This is a genomic window from Corynebacterium tardum (assembly GCF_046717785.1).
GTDB lineage: Bacteria > Actinomycetota > Actinomycetes > Mycobacteriales > Mycobacteriaceae > Corynebacterium.
In genome coordinates this window covers 2325716-2339378 of record NZ_CP177104.1, presented here as the reverse complement: position 1 = coordinate 2339378, position 13663 = coordinate 2325716, and the positions used below count along the sequence as shown (strand labels likewise).

Below are 13663 nucleotides of genomic sequence, written 5' to 3'. Positions count from 1 at the left end.
GCGTTAGAGTGGGTGACACATTAATAGCGAAAGGTAGAGGTAATGTTCGAGAGGTTTACTGACCGTGCTCGCCGCGTCATCGTCTTGGCGCAGGAGGAAGCACGCATGCTTAACCACAACTACATCGGCACCGAGCACATCCTCCTGGGGCTTATCCACGAGGGTGAGGGCGTTGCCGCCAAGGCCCTGGAATCCATGGGCATCTCGCTGGAGGACGTCCGCCGTGAGGTGGAGGAGATCATCGGTCACGGCTCCCAGCCGCATACCGGCCACATTCCGTTTACCCCTCGCGCCAAGAAGGTCCTGGAGCTCTCTCTGCGCGAGGGCCTGCAGATGGGCCACAAGTACATTGGCACCGAGTTCCTGCTCCTCGGCCTCATCCGTGAGGGCGACGGCGTGGCCGCCCAGGTGCTGACCAAGCTGGGCGCCGACCTACCGCGCGTGCGCCAGCAGGTGATCCAGCTGCTCTCCGGCTACGAAGGCGGCGAGGGCGAAGGCAACGGCCAGTCCCAGGGCTCTGGCCCGGTGGGTGCTGGTGCAGGTGCCGGCCAGGGTGGTCGCACCGCGCCGGGTGGATCTGGCGAGCGCTCCAACTCCCTGGTCCTGGACCAGTTTGGACGCAACCTCACCCAGGCTGCGAAGGACGGCAAGCTTGATCCGGTAGTCGGCCGTGAGTCTGAGGTGGAGCGCATCATGCAGGTGCTGTCTCGCCGTACCAAGAACAACCCGGTGCTCATTGGTGAGCCGGGCGTGGGTAAGACCGCCGTCGTCGAGGGCTTGGCGCTCGACATCGTCAACGGCAAGGTTCCGGAAACGCTCAAGGATAAGCAGCTGTACTCCCTGGACTTGGGCTCCCTGGTGGCGGGTTCTCGCTACCGCGGTGACTTTGAGGAACGCCTGAAGAAGGTGCTCAAGGAGATCAACCAGCGCGGAGACATCATTCTCTTCATCGATGAGATTCACACCCTGGTTGGTGCCGGTGCGGCAGAAGGCGCGATTGACGCAGCTTCGCTGCTGAAGCCGAAGCTGGCCCGTGGTGAGCTGCAGACTATCGGTGCCACCACCCTGGATGAGTACCGCAAGCACATTGAGAAGGACGCCGCCCTGGAGCGCCGTTTCCAGCCGGTCAAGGTGGAAGAGCCTTCCCTGGATGACACCGTGCTGATCCTCAAGGGCCTGCGCGATAAGTACGAAGCGCACCACCGCGTCTCCTACACCGATGAGGCACTCAAGGCCGCGGCCTCCTTGTCGGACCGCTACATCAACGACCGCTTCCTGCCGGACAAGGCAGTGGACCTCTTGGATGAAGCCGGTGCTCGTATGCGCATCAAGCGCATGACCGCTCCGGAGGGCCTGCGTGAGGTCGATGACCGCATTGCTGAGGTCCGCAAGGAAAAGGAAGCCGCGATCGACGCTCAGGACTTCGAGAAGGCCGCTGGCCTTCGCGATCAAGAGCGCAAGCTCGGCGAGGAGCGCGCGGAGAAGGAAAAGCAGTGGCGCTCCGGTGACCTTGAGGAGATCGCCGAGGTTGGTGAGGAGCAGATCGCTGAGGTCCTAGCGCACTGGACCGGCATCCCGGTGCTCAAACTCACCGAAAAGGAATCCAACCGCCTCCTCAACATGGAGGAAGAGCTGCACAAGCGCATCATTGGTCAGGAGGAGGCCGTAAAGGCCGTATCCCGTGCTATCCGCCGTACCCGTGCAGGTCTAAAGGACCCGCGCCGCCCGTCTGGCTCCTTCATTTTTGCCGGCCCGTCCGGTGTGGGTAAGACGGAGCTGTCGAAGTCTCTGGCTAACTTCCTCTTCGGTTCGGATGATGATCTCATCCAGATCGATATGGGTGAGTTCCATGATCGCTTCACCGCCTCCCGACTCTTCGGTGCCCCTCCGGGATACGTTGGCTACGAAGAGGGCGGTCAGCTGACCGAGAAGGTCCGCCGCAAGCCATTCTCCGTCGTTCTGTTCGACGAGATTGAGAAGGCCCACAAGGAGATCTACAACACTCTCCTGCAGGTGCTGGAGGATGGCCGCCTCACTGATGGCCAGGGTCGCATCGTGGACTTCAAGAACACGGTCCTCATCTTTACCTCGAACTTGGGTACTCAGGACATCTCGAAGGCTGTGGGCCTGGGCTTCTCCGGTTCCTCGGAGAACGACTCGGACGCTCAGTACGAGCGCATGAAGAACAAGGTCAACGATGAGCTGAAGAAGCACTTCCGCCCTGAGTTCCTCAACCGTATCGACGAGATTGTGGTCTTCCACCAGCTCACACAGGAGCAGATTGTGGAGATGGTGGAGCTGCTCATCGGACGCGTGGAGAAGCAGCTCTCCGAGCGTGACATGGGCATTGAGCTCACACAGAAGGCCAAGGACCTGCTGGCCAAGCGCGGCTTCGACCCGGTTCTTGGTGCCCGTCCACTGCGTCGTACCATCCAGCGCGAAATTGAGGACCAGCTCTCCGAGAAGATCCTCTTCGGTGAAATCGGCGCCGGTGAAATCATTACCGTGGACGTTGAGGGCTGGGACGGCGAGTCCAAGGATAACTCCTCGGCTACCTTCACCTTCACCCCGCGTCCGCGCCCGCTGCCGGAGGATACCTTCGACAAGGAGCTCGAGGACACCGCCGTGCGCGAGGCCGATGAGGAACTAGCCACCGAGATCGATGAAGGATCCCACGGTCCGAATTCCGATGGCCCTGACACCGTCACCCCGGATGTCCTCGACGAGTCCGGTAGCGACTCCGCCGATGAATCCCACAACAACGATGGTGATGACGGAAATCCGCCGCCGGCTGGTGCCGGTGCTGGCCAGCCGCTCTAAGCGCTGACTTGGGCCCCGCGCTGGGACCATAAGGATTAGCCCCGAACCGCATGCGAGTGACGCTCCGTGCGGTTCGGGGCTTTCTTTGCGCGACCGGTGGGCGGGATGGCCCGGTGGGCGGGATGGCTCGCCCACCATTAGAAAGGAATCAGCACACCGTCTCGTGGGATTCGTGCTCCGGGGGCTCGATCTGAATGGTGGAGTGCTCGATGCCGTGTTCGCGCAGGACGTACTGGGCGGCATCTAACAGCGGACCGGTGTCGACGGTGCCGTCGCGCACGATGTGCACGGTCGTGAGAACGTTGACTCCGTCCAGGCTCCACAGGTGCAGGTCGTGGATGTCGGCAACACCTTCGAGCCGACGCAGCACGGGCTCGATCACGCTGGCGTCGAAGCCCGCTGGAACCTGCTCGAGCAGCACGCTCGCTGACAACCGCATGAGCTGCCACGCGCGTGGGAGCACCATTGCGGCGATAATTAGGGAGGCGATTACGTCCGCCGCCACAAACCCCGTGGTCAGTACCACGATGCCCGCTACGATCACCGCGACCGAGCCGAGCAAATCCACCAGCACGTGCAAGAACGCGCCCTCCACGTTGATTGAGGACTCGCGGTGTCGGTGCAGCACCCACGCTGACAGCGCATTCGCCACCAGGCCGATTACCGCGATGAGCAGCATCGCCTTGCCCTGTACCTCGGCCGGGCTCTGCAGGCGGCGCATCGCCTCGACGACAATCCACACTGAGATCGCCAGCACCATCACCGCGTTGGCTAGCGCCGCCAGCACCTCCACCCGTCGATAGCCGTAGGTGGCCTGGGCTGATGTTTGGCGCCGTCCCACCAGCACTGCGATCACCGCGATGATGAGCCCCGCGGCGTCGGAAAGCATGTGCATCGCATCCGCCATCAGCGCCATGGACCCCGCCAACCAGCCGCCGATCAGTTCCGCGAAGAAGACGATGCCAGTAATACTGAGGGCAGCCAGGAGCGCGCGCAGCGGTGTGCTGGAGTGATCGTGGTCGTGATGCTCGTGTGCCATGCACTCAGCTTATCGCCGCCAGCGCTTATTGACAATAAAATGAAAATGGACAGTGGCGGGCGAATCGCTGCGGTTTTACTTGGCCACGCCGAGGTCTACCAGAGCTTTCTTAGCCACCTCAGGGTCATCACTTTTGATCATGTACTCAACGATTCCCTTATCATCTGGGAGGATTTCCTGAACAGTGATGAGGGATTCCACTCGCTGTGCCTTGAACGTGGAATCGCGCGTTGATTCTGCCGGAATCTCAATGCTGTCCAGGACGGGCTTGCCGTCACGGACGGCGGCGGTGGCGGCAGGGTCATCGGTGAAGACTACGTAACCAACCTCGGGTGCTTTCGTAGTATCCACGGAACAGTTGGTGCCCATTGCTTCTGGGGCAGGGGAGTTATCCGCGTCGTAGTAGCTGAACACCACTTCATAATCCGTGCAAGCTTCCACGAAGTCAGCAATCGGCTCAGGTGTTTGGCCGGCAGGGGTGAGGCCACTTTGACTGTCGCCAGCCTTATCGCCGCCGGTCGCGCCGGTAGTGCCACCGCTGGAAGCCCCAGAATCGGCAGGCGCCTCAGCGGTCGGTTGTTCGGGAGCAGCAGATTCCTCTGATTTATCACCAAAGAGCGCGTTTTTAAGTGCAACGTAGCCAATCGCTACCACCACTATCACAGCGATCACTAGCGGAAGGAGCAATAGCTGCTTCTTTACACTGAGGCCTTGCTTCGGGCCATCGGTGTGGGTACCTGACGTGCCCGCGGTGGGGTTCGACGAGGGGGAGGCGGTGCCCGATGCGTTCTTCGAAGCCGCGCCTGGGTCTAGTAGTGAGCCGTGCTTGATGAAATGGCGATAGCCACTATCCGCAATTACCTGGCCTTCTTTGATGTGTGATGTGTCTTCTGCCCCGTTAAAGTGATCGGGCGAACCCGGGTATGCAAGTCGGCTCATTATTCAGTCCACCACCGTGAATCAATGTCGGAATACAGGGAGTGCATCGACTCAACGCGCGCTTCCACGCTGTCGCGATTGAGGCGATGCTTGTTTTCTTTCCATCGCTTAAAGAGCTCCTCCGAAGACACCGCGCGCGAGGCCTCCGTTCGTGCCTCCCTGCCTGCAGTCAGGGCCCACTGGGCGGCAAACTGCACGCGACGCGCGGCCTTTTCCGTGAACCCGCTCCATACTTTGTACGTGCTGTAGAGCTGAGCCACGACGGCCCAGCCATCCTTGTAAGGCAGAACTGTGACGTTGCCCAGGTTGTCAAGTTCAAGGAACTCAAAATGGGATGGATTCTTCTTATCGGCGGTCACGAGGATCCTGCGGTTGGTGACAAACGCAGCACCATCCACCCCACTTGCTTTCGTGGCGGCGGCTTCCAGCACAATCTCGTCGACACCAAGGCCTTCTATAACGGCTGCGGCGGCAGCGTGCACAGTCTCGGAATCACCAGCACGTTTAAGTGCGGCACCGAGATCTGGCCGGTCTGTCAATGCAATTTGGGGTCCTGTCATGCACACGAGACTAACAACACATCAAAAACTGTGACTGGGTGTGCTGAATTATGGCATAGATCACCCCCTGTATAGGGGTGTTGGGTGGGACACCATGGAACCGTGCCAGAAAACCTCGGTACGTTGTGTGGGTATGAGCTCAACGTTCACGCCAGCAAAGTTTGATGATACTTGGATCTACCGCCTTACAAAGTTCCCGTGGCCGGAACCGGCGCCGAGCAAAGATGAAGTGCGCCGCCACTCGTGGGGAATGATGTATAAGAGCAATAAGGCGTTTGCGACCCCGCTAGGGGCAGAGGACATCAATGCAAGGACGGCCAAGCAGTACAAATCATTTCTCGAGCAAAGCTATGGCGTCACCGGTGCCCAGGAGGTGCACCAGTTTATTGATGCCATGCTCGAAGGCAGTCAGCACGTGGAAAATGATCTTATTTTGCCGCTCGCATACGCCGTGAAGGACGTCCCCGAGCGTGAGCTAGATGCGGAAGTGGAGGAAAAGGTCGAGTTCCTCAAAGACTTCTTTGTTGCCCAAGGCGCGGATCCACGTCGTGGAGAACATAAGTTCCGCTACCTCGTAAGGATGTTGCGCTCGGAGGGCTTTGCCAAAGCAGCTGCCCCGGCATTGCCCACCACTACGCGCGCATGGGACATTATCCGAATTCACAACGTTGGTGGCCCGGCAACGGAGCTGGGTTGGATCTCTCCAGAAGAGTTCCTTCAGATTTCGGATAAAGCCGTGGCGGCGCTGCAGCGCTACTTCGTGTCGTGGGCTGACGTTGCCGCAAGCTTCTGGTGGGGCCGAATGGTTTGGGCGAGTGACGGCGAGCCCGACGTCGCCGCTGCGATGAAGGACCAATCGCAACGGCTCACCGAGCTGCTCGCACACAGTGATTCGCCTTGGGTGCGTGTGCCGTTGCATGACATCCAAGCCGAGGAGCCATTCTCACCGTTGGACGGTTTGCACTAGGCCTTAGGAAGCCTGGCAGTTGGTGGGAGCCGGCACATCCCGGAAGCGTTCCAGAAGGTAGTTCACGCCGCGCGGGATGGAGGTCACCATCGGCAGCGCGTGGTTCGCGCCGGCGGTGCGGAAGACATCGACAGGGTCGGCAGCCTCAAACTGGACGCTGCCACCCTGCGCGCAGAAGTTTCCGGCCATGGTGCGCGCCTGCTCGTAGGGAATGAGATCATCCGTGGGGGAATTCATGACCAGCAGGGGCGCGTTGAGCGGGTGTTGGCCCAGACGCTGCTCCGCCATCATCTGCGCGGCCACTGGCTTGCGGTGGATGAGCTCGCCGAAGGACTCACCCGTCTTGGTCAGCTGGCTGGTACGGGTAAAGCCCCACGTAGCGATGGAATCGCCGATACAGGCGTCCGCGGCGCTGGCCAGGTAGTGCATGCCGCGCGGGTTCATCTCAGTGACGATCTCGTTGTAGAACTCCGGGCTGCGCTCGGCGTAGCCGTTGATGGCGTAGCCCAAGACGTGGACGATGGAGGAGCCGTCGACAGCATCCATGACCTCAAAGAGGTCAGCAGGAGGTGCGCCCGCGTAGGTGCCTTTGACGTTGAGCTCCGGGGCATAAGTGGCCGCGTACTCGGCGGCCGCTGCCGCCGCACCACCGCCCTGGGAATAGCCGGCGAACCCGACCGGGGCGTTGGCGGGGGCGTGCGCGTGGCGGAGGGTGGCCCGGGCGGTGTCGAGAACCGCGTGGGCCTCCTCGATGTGGTTGACGTAGGAGTGGTGGCCGGGCGTTCCGAGACCTACGAGATCCGTGGTGACCACTCGCACGCCCTGCTGCGCAGCGTACTGGTAGAAGGCGTACTCGTAGTTCATGTTGAGCGTGACCTGCTGGGCCGGGCCCACAGCTAGGTTGCCCACTGCCTGGTCCGCGTTGGAGGGCGCGCACTGGTCGCCCGCCCCGCGGGTGCCCGGGGCGAAGATGATGGTGGGGCGCTCGCCTGGCCCGTTCCACGGTGCGGAAGGCTCGTAGATGACTCCGGTGACGGTGGTGGGGGAGCCGTCCATGAGGGTGGATTCGTAGGAGATCTTTTCCGCGCGCACGCCGGTCATCGCGGCAGCGTGGGAGATGGGCTGGGAGGCGGTAACAGCGCCGGGGTCGGCCGCGGCGGTGGCAGGAGCAACAGCGGTAGTCAGCGCTGCAACGGCGGCGAGGACTGCACGGGAAACTAGTTTCATGAGGCAATACTAAATCTTTCTCGTGTACGGCGCTGCAGTTTCTCGCGCTAAGCTATCCGTCATGGGTATTTACTTCCGCAAGCGCAAGAAGACCGGAAAGAACAGCTGGGTGAACCTCTCTGGCTCCGGTGCGTCGATGTCGACCAAGGTCGGCCCAGTCACCTTCAACTCTCGTGGCGGCATGTGGGTTAACCTGCCGGGCGGTCTGAACTTCCGGGGGCGCTGGCGCTAATGAGCTCACGCCCCAGCACTGACTACGTCCGCATGGGGTACGAGGCCGACGTGGTGCTGCGCCTAGGCATGATGCTGATGGGGGCGGGCACATCGGGCTACCGCGTGCTGCGAGGCATGAAGCGAGCCGCCCGCGCACTCGGGTTTGATCGCCTTGACGCCAACGTCGGCGTCACACAGATCACCTGTACGTTCCACCGCGGCCGTGACTTCCGCACGGTAGTAGCGCAGCAGCATTCCCCCGCGGTGGATGCCTCCCGGATCGAGGCCTTAGAGGACCTGACCCACCACCGGCTGTACGCCGGCATTACGGCGGAAGAGCTCACGGAGATGCTCGACGTCATCGAGGCCAACGTGGTCAAGCGATGGAACCGGTGGCTGTTGGCAGCGGCGGCGGCAATTGCGTGCGCCTCGTTCGCGGTCCTGAACTTCTTTACCGCGCCGGCGATTCTGCTGGTGGCCCTCGCCGCCTTCTGCGGCCAGCTCACTCGCGCGGTCTTGCACGGCAAACACGTGCACCAGCTGGGCTGCATCGTGGCGGCCGGAACGGTGGCCAGCCTCGTGTACTTCTTCACCACCGAGGCCGTGGCGGCCGCCGGGGTGGCGGACCCCTCGGAGTTTTCCTCGGGCTACGTGGCCGCGGTCCTCTTCCTCATTCCTGGCTTCCCGCTGTTCTCCGCGCTCATTGACCTGGCGCGCTTCGACTTTGAGGCCGGGCTCTCCCGGCTGACCTACGCGCTGACGGTGATCACCGCCGCCACGTTTACCGTGGCGCTGGTCAGCTGGACCACGGAGCTCACCCCGGAACCGGGCATCCCGGACTATGAACCGGTGTGGTACCTCGCCGCCGCGGCGGCGAGCTTCTTGGGCATTTCGGGATTCGCGTTCCTCTTTAACTCATCGCGCCGGATGGTGCTCGTGGCGGCCGCGGTGGGAACGGTGGCCAACCTCGTGCGCCTGATCCTCATCGGAGTCGGGGCCACGAGCTACGTCGGCGCCTTTGCCGGCGGTCTCATCGTGGGGCTTTTGGGCGCGGTGGCCTCCAAGAGCGCGCACCTGCCGCGTATCACCACGACGGTGCCGGCCTCCGTCATCATGATCCCGGGCACCTCCATGTTCCGCACCGCCTATCACCTCAACGTGGGCAACATGGATCAGGCGTTGAGTAACTTTGCCACCGCCTCGATGGCTGTGGCGGCCATTGGCTGCGGCCTCATCCTCGCGCGCCTGCTCACGGACCGTGACTGGACGCTGGGGCGGCTCATTGACTTTTCGCATGTTCCTAGCGCAGCGGGTGGGCCTAGTGAGGCAGATGAAACAGCCCCTGCGCGTCCTGCTCCATAAGGCCGTCCTCCAGCAAGGAAGCTAGCGCGCGCGAGCGCTGCGCGGCGTCCGGCCACACCGCGTCGAGGTCGGCCTGGGGGACGGGGTGGGGAGAGTCCCGGAGGACGTCGAGAAGCAGGCCCCGCACCTGGCGATCCGTACCGGCGAACTTTTGCACACGCTTCTTCGCACGCGCCGTCTCCTCCGCGCTGGGCTCGGGGCACCCCGCCAGCTGCCACGCGCACGTGGACTTCAGCGGGCAGGCCGCGCAGTCCGGGTTCTTGGCGGTGCACACCAGCGCGCCGAGCTCCATGAGAGCGGCCGAAAAGCGCGGGCCGTTCTCCTCCGGAAGCAATGCTTCCACCTGCGCCAATTCGCGCTTGGACGGGGTGGGCGGCAGGAAGGTGCCGTCGACTGCGCGGGCGTACACGCGGCGCACATTGGTATCCACCACCGGCACGTTTCGCCCATAGTGGAAGCACGCCACCGCCCGGGCCGTATAGTCACCGATGCCCGGCAACGCCAGCAGCTTGGCGACGTCCCCGGGGACCTCCCCCGCACCAATCTCCTTCGCGCACTCCCACAGGCGCAGCGCGCGACGCGGGTATCCCAGTTTGCCCCACGCGCGCAGCACGTCCGCTTTGGAGGCTGCCGCGAGATCCGCCGGGGTGGGCCAGCGCCGCATCCATTCCTCCCATTGCGGGGCCACGCGCGCGACCGGGGTCTGCTGGCTCATGACCTCGCTGAGCAGCACACCCCACGCGGAGGTCCCGGGGCGGCGCCACGGCAGGGGCCGCTCGTTGGCGTCAAACCACTCCACGACAGCTTGGGTATCCATAAGGCTCACAGTGTAGGGGGTAGGGGACTAGAGTGTGAATCATGCCTCTTCGACACGTACCTCAAGATCCGCAAAAGGTGTGGGAGGCCCTCCAGGAGGGCAACCAGCGCCTCGTTACCGGAAACCTCATCGCCGTCAACCAGGACGCCAAGCTGCGCGCCGGGCTGACCCAGGGGCAAGACCCGCGCGTCATTGTCCTGTCCTGCTCGGATTCACGCGCGCCGATTGAGCACGTGTTCAACATTGGCTTCGGCGATGCCTTTGTCATCCGCACTGCCGGGCACATCCTGGATAACGCGGTGTTGGCTTCGCTGGATTACGCTCTGGAAAACCTGCAAGCCAACCTGCTCGTCGTCATGGGCCACCAATCCTGTGGCGCGGTGGCGGCGGCGTCCGGGTTCCTCGCCGGCGGGGAGCTGCCCAAGGGACTGCAGCGTCCGATTATTGAGAAGGTGGCGGCCTCCGCCATGGTGGCCAAGCGCGATAACCGCGATGAGACCGCCGACTTTGAGCGGGAACACACCGCGCAGACGGTGTCCCAGATCGTCTCAGATGTCCCGGCCGCGCGCCGCCTGCTGGATGAGGGAACCCTCGGCGTGGTGGGGCTGCGCTACCTCCTGGAGGACTCCAGCGTTGAAACCGTGGTCCTCCACGGCGTGCAGTAGCCGCATAGCCAGATTATCCCGGTCAGGCGAGACACGCGGCGGGCGGCTGGTAGGAGTTCGCGCCTAGGCACCCTAAAATTGGTGGTGTGACTGAGCCAACCCGCACTTCGAAGCCGCTGCCGCGAGAAATCTATGTCCGGCGCCGCATCGCCGCGCTCGTGGTGATTTTGGCGCTTGTCGTTGCCCTGATCGTGGCGGCAACCATGATGTTTGGCGGTTCGAAAAAAGAGCAGGACGGCTCCCAGCCCGCCGCGGCATCCACCAGCATGACTGAGGAAACCAGCACCACGGCGGCGCCGGAGAGCGCTGAGGGCTCCACAGAATCGGGCTCTCCGGAGGCCGCCGCGCCCGTAGGCAAGTCCGAGGACACGAAGGATGGCTCCGAATCGGAGCAGCCCTCCAGCGAGGAGCCCAGCTCTGAAGAAAACCAGCCCGCTGACCCCGAGAAGCTGGCGGTGGATCCGGCGAAGACCACCTGTTCCCTCGAGGACCTGAGGGTCATGGCGAAGACCAATGAGGAGAACGTCCCGGCAGGCAAGATGCCCACGTTCTACATGGAGGTCTTCAACCCGACCACGAAGGACTGCACCATCAACCTGGATGAGCAGCAGCTGCGCTTTGAGGTCTACAAGATGGGCAGCAACGAGCGCGTGTGGGCGGATACCGACTGCTATGCCTCAGTAGAGACCGGCGAGCAGACCTTCAAGACGGGCGAGACCCGCTACTTCCAGGCGGACTGGTCCCGGAAGCGCTCCGAGCCCGGTGTGTGCACCGACCGCCCCGAGGCAGAACCAGGCGCGTACTTCCTGCACACCGTCATCGGGGAGAACTACTCCGCGGCGCTCCCCTTCAACTTGGTGTAAGGCACACCCCGGCGTAGGCCAACCGCCTAGCTCAGTGCCGCGATAGCCTCACTGACTGTTGCGGCGTGCGTGACGCGCATCCCGGAAACCTCGACCTCCCCGGGCGGGACGATGGCGCGGCGGTAGCCCAAGCGCGCGGCCTCCGACAAGCGGCGGTCCAGATTGGGCACGCGGCGCACCTCGCCGGCGAGGCCCACCTCCCCAATCACTACCGTCTTGGGTGGCAATGGTCGCTCGTGCAAGGAGGACCAGGTGGCAAGTGCTACCGCCAGATCCGTCGCGGGCTCCTGGATCTTCATACCGCCCACGGTGGCCACGTAGGCGTCCTTGTCGTTGGTGCGTTCGCCGGCGCGAGCCTGCAGCACCGCGAGCACCATGGGCACGCGGTTGGAATCGAGCCCCGTGACGACGCGGCGCGGGTTCTTCGCCACCGGATCCACGGTGAGCGCCTGGACCTCCGCCAGGATGGGGCGCACGCCGTCCATGGCGACCGTTACCGCGGAGCCGTCCGGGGTGCTGCCGCGGTGGGAGAGGAAGAGGCCTGAGGGATCGGCCACCTCTCTAATCCCGCCCGAAGTCTGCTCAAAGCATCCCATCTCATCCGTGGCGCCGAAGCGGTTCTTTAGTCCGCGCAGCAGGCGCAGCGAGGACTGGCGGTCGCCTTCAAAGTTGAGGACGACGTCCACGAGGTGCTCCAGCACGCGCGGGCCCGCCACGTTGCCGTCCTTGGTCACGTGGCCCACCAGCAGAATCGGGATTCCGGTGGTCTTGGCCAATGTGGTGAGAGCGGCGGTCACGGCGCGGGACTGTGCTACGCCGCCGGCGACGCCTTCAACCCCGGCCGCATGCATGGTCTGGACCGAGTCCACGATGATGAGGCTGGGTTTGAGCTGTTCTACGTGGCCGAAGACCACGTCGAGGTTGGACTCCGCGGCGAGGTACAGCGTCTCGTGCAAGGCACCGGTGCGTTCGGCACGGGCGCGTACCTGTCCTGCCGATTCCTCCGCCGTGGCGTAGAGCGCGGTGCGCCCGAGCTGCGCCCAGCGGGAGGCCACCTCCAGCAGTAGCGTGGACTTGCCCACGCCCGGCTCGCCCGCCATGAGCACCACCGATCCGGGCACGATGCCGCGGCCCAGCACGCGGTCCAGCTCCCCAATGCCCGTGTTGATTGCCTTGGTCTGCGTCGCCCCAATCTTCGTGATGGGCACCGCCGGACTCGTCGGTGTCAGCCCCGTGGGCCGCCGCCCCGACACGGCGGCTTGGGCGGCACTACCGCCTTCTTGTGCCGCAGTCTCCTGCAGCGTTCCCCACGAACCGCACTCGGGGCAGCGGCCGAGCCACTTCGGGGAGACGAAACCACATTCGGAACACGTGTGGACGGGACGAACCTTCTTTGCCATGCCCAACACTCTAGTAATTGCCGCGGACACGCACGTCACGCCGACAAGAGTTGCCGCTCAGCAGTAAAAACGCGAAACGCCTCCCCGCGAAGCCCAGCAGGCTTCGGTATAGGGAGGCGTGGGGGAGCGGTAGCGCGGCTTGGAGCGGCTACGTATTAGTTCTCGGTGTAGCCCTCGGTGGACTCCGGGTCGCGGTCGTACTTGCCGGACTGCAGCGGGGAGGCCGCCACGGCGGCGTCAACCTCGATGGTGCCGGTGTTGAAGGTGAAGGTGACCGGGCGGGCGCCGCCGAAGCCGAACTCCTCGTTGTTCAGGGAGGTGGTGACGTAGGTGACGTTCTTGTCCTTCTCGTCCTTCGGCAGATCCTCCAGGTTGGCGGCGGAGTCGCCGTACAGGGACTGATTGCGGGCAATCGGCTCAGCGCCCTCAATGGTGACGGGCTGGCCGTCCACGGTGATGGACTCTAGGGTGACATCGCCGATCTCGTAGCCTTCGTTGATGGCGAGGAACTTCAGGGAGGTCTCACCGCTGTCCGGCTCTACCTGGATGGTGACGTCGCGGACGGACACCTTGCCGTCCTCGGTGCTGGCGGATGCGCCGTCAACAGCAGCGACCTTCTCAGCGGTCTGTGCAACGTGGCCAGCCGAGCAGGAAGCCAGCGCCAGCGCGGAGAGGGCGGTAACTGACATGATGGCACCGCGGCGCGCGGCGGACTTCAGGGATTGCACTGTGAGTGTCCTCCATAGAATTGCGATCACAAAGCTTATCAACGCTTTAGCCTAGTCCCTCTT

Annotated in this window: 13 protein-coding genes; 6 read left to right on the top strand and 7 right to left on the bottom strand. The window is 63.4% G+C overall.

All coding sequences use genetic code 11. The features are described 5' to 3' along the window. The first annotated feature begins 42 nt into the window (after positions 1–42). Positions 43–2820 (top strand): ATP-dependent Clp protease ATP-binding subunit, encoded by a 2778-nt coding sequence (locus ACLI1P_RS11325; RefSeq protein ID WP_411708902.1) that lies wholly within the window; start codon positions 43–45, stop codon positions 2818–2820. A 148-nt stretch (positions 2821–2968) separates the two neighbouring features. Here the strand turns inward: ACLI1P_RS11325 and ACLI1P_RS11320 are convergent, their stop codons facing one another. The 3 genes from ACLI1P_RS11320 to ACLI1P_RS11310 form a co-directional block, all read right to left on the bottom strand. Then, a complete protein-coding gene (locus ACLI1P_RS11320; RefSeq protein WP_296132200.1) occupies positions 2969–3859 on the bottom strand; it encodes a cation diffusion facilitator family transporter in 891 nt (296 codons plus the stop codon). Positions 3860–3934: 75 nt separating this feature from the next. Then, on the bottom strand, positions 3935–4798 hold the full coding sequence (locus tag ACLI1P_RS11315; RefSeq protein WP_408932514.1) for a hypothetical protein: 864 nt from the start codon (positions 4796–4798) through the stop codon (positions 3935–3937). After that, on the bottom strand, positions 4798–5358 hold the full coding sequence (locus tag ACLI1P_RS11310; RefSeq protein ID WP_411708901.1) for a hypothetical protein: 561 nt from the start codon (positions 5356–5358) through the stop codon (positions 4798–4800). The genes ACLI1P_RS11315 and ACLI1P_RS11310 overlap by 1 nt, the downstream gene beginning before the upstream one ends. A 133-nt stretch (positions 5359–5491) precedes the next feature. On the opposite strand from ACLI1P_RS11310, the gene ACLI1P_RS11305 reads away from it, so the two are divergent. Further along, a complete protein-coding gene (locus ACLI1P_RS11305) occupies positions 5492–6325 on the top strand; it encodes a DUF1266 domain-containing protein (protein ID WP_411708900.1) in 834 nt (277 codons plus the stop codon). Positions 6326–6328: 3 nt separating this feature from the next. Here the strand turns inward: ACLI1P_RS11305 and ACLI1P_RS11300 are convergent, their stop codons facing one another. Next, on the bottom strand, positions 6329–7552 hold the full coding sequence (locus ACLI1P_RS11300) for a lipase family protein (RefSeq protein ID WP_411708899.1): 1224 nt from the start codon (positions 7550–7552) through the stop codon (positions 6329–6331). Positions 7553–7613: 61 nt separating this feature from the next. Here ACLI1P_RS11300 and ACLI1P_RS11295 point away from each other — a divergent pair, with 61 nt between their 5' ends. Both ACLI1P_RS11295 and ACLI1P_RS11290 read left to right on the top strand, forming a co-directional pair. Continuing rightward, entirely contained in the window at positions 7614–7784 is a 171-nt protein-coding gene (locus ACLI1P_RS11295) for a DUF4236 domain-containing protein (protein WP_296132186.1), read from the top strand. After that, positions 7784–9127, top strand: coding sequence for a threonine/serine exporter ThrE family protein (locus tag ACLI1P_RS11290; RefSeq protein WP_411708898.1), 1344 nt, complete (start codon positions 7784–7786; stop codon positions 9125–9127). The genes ACLI1P_RS11295 and ACLI1P_RS11290 overlap by 1 nt, the downstream gene beginning before the upstream one ends. Here the strand turns inward: ACLI1P_RS11290 and ACLI1P_RS11285 are convergent. Further along, positions 9084–9944, bottom strand: coding sequence for an A/G-specific adenine glycosylase (locus ACLI1P_RS11285; RefSeq protein ID WP_408929594.1), 861 nt, complete (start codon positions 9942–9944; stop codon positions 9084–9086). The genes ACLI1P_RS11290 and ACLI1P_RS11285 overlap by 44 nt on opposite strands. 41 nt (positions 9945–9985) lie before the next feature. Here ACLI1P_RS11285 and ACLI1P_RS11280 point away from each other — a divergent pair, with 41 nt between their 5' ends. Both ACLI1P_RS11280 and ACLI1P_RS11275 read left to right on the top strand, forming a co-directional pair. Next, entirely contained in the window at positions 9986–10609 is a 624-nt protein-coding gene (locus ACLI1P_RS11280) for a carbonic anhydrase (protein WP_411708897.1), read from the top strand. Positions 10610–10695: 86 nt separating this feature from the next. Next, positions 10696–11472: a hypothetical protein gene (locus ACLI1P_RS11275; protein WP_411708896.1), complete on the top strand. Its 777-nt coding sequence runs from the start codon at positions 10696–10698 to the stop codon at positions 11470–11472. A 26-nt stretch (positions 11473–11498) separates the two neighbouring features. Here ACLI1P_RS11275 and radA read toward each other — a convergent pair whose 3' ends face one another. Together radA and ACLI1P_RS11265 are read right to left on the bottom strand one after the other, a co-directional pair. Next, positions 11499–12872 carry a DNA repair protein RadA gene (radA, locus tag ACLI1P_RS11270; RefSeq protein ID WP_411708895.1) on the bottom strand — a complete coding sequence of 458 codons (1374 nt, stop codon included), beginning with the start codon at positions 12870–12872 and terminating at the stop codon, positions 11499–11501. A gap of 155 nt (positions 12873–13027) precedes the next feature. Beyond that, positions 13028–13600 (bottom strand): hypothetical protein, encoded by a 573-nt coding sequence (locus ACLI1P_RS11265; protein ID WP_411708894.1) that lies wholly within the window; start codon positions 13598–13600, stop codon positions 13028–13030. Positions 13601–13663 lie beyond the last annotated feature (63 nt).

Bases quoted from the DNA above. Each gene is read 5' to 3' on its own strand.
- ACLI1P_RS11325 (WP_411708902.1), top strand. From the start codon at position 43: ATGTTCGAGAGGTTTACTGACCGTGCTCGCCGCGTCATCGTCTTGGCG.
- ACLI1P_RS11320 (WP_296132200.1), bottom strand. From the start codon at position 3,859: ATGGCACACGAGCATCACGACCACGATCACTCCAGCACACCGCTGCGC.
- ACLI1P_RS11315 (WP_408932514.1), bottom strand. From the start codon at position 4,798: ATGAGCCGACTTGCATACCCGGGTTCGCCCGATCACTTTAACGGGGCA.
- ACLI1P_RS11310 (WP_411708901.1), bottom strand. From the start codon at position 5,358: ATGACAGGACCCCAAATTGCATTGACAGACCGGCCAGATCTCGGTGCC.
- ACLI1P_RS11305 (WP_411708900.1), top strand. From the start codon at position 5,492: ATGAGCTCAACGTTCACGCCAGCAAAGTTTGATGATACTTGGATCTAC.
- ACLI1P_RS11300 (WP_411708899.1), bottom strand. From the start codon at position 7,552: ATGAAACTAGTTTCCCGTGCAGTCCTCGCCGCCGTTGCAGCGCTGACT.
- ACLI1P_RS11295 (WP_296132186.1), top strand. From the start codon at position 7,614: ATGGGTATTTACTTCCGCAAGCGCAAGAAGACCGGAAAGAACAGCTGG.
- ACLI1P_RS11290 (WP_411708898.1), top strand. From the start codon at position 7,784: ATGAGCTCACGCCCCAGCACTGACTACGTCCGCATGGGGTACGAGGCC.
- ACLI1P_RS11285 (WP_408929594.1), bottom strand. From the start codon at position 9,944: ATGGATACCCAAGCTGTCGTGGAGTGGTTTGACGCCAACGAGCGGCCC.
- ACLI1P_RS11280 (WP_411708897.1), top strand. From the start codon at position 9,986: ATGCCTCTTCGACACGTACCTCAAGATCCGCAAAAGGTGTGGGAGGCC.
- radA (WP_411708895.1), bottom strand. From the start codon at position 12,872: ATGGCAAAGAAGGTTCGTCCCGTCCACACGTGTTCCGAATGTGGTTTC.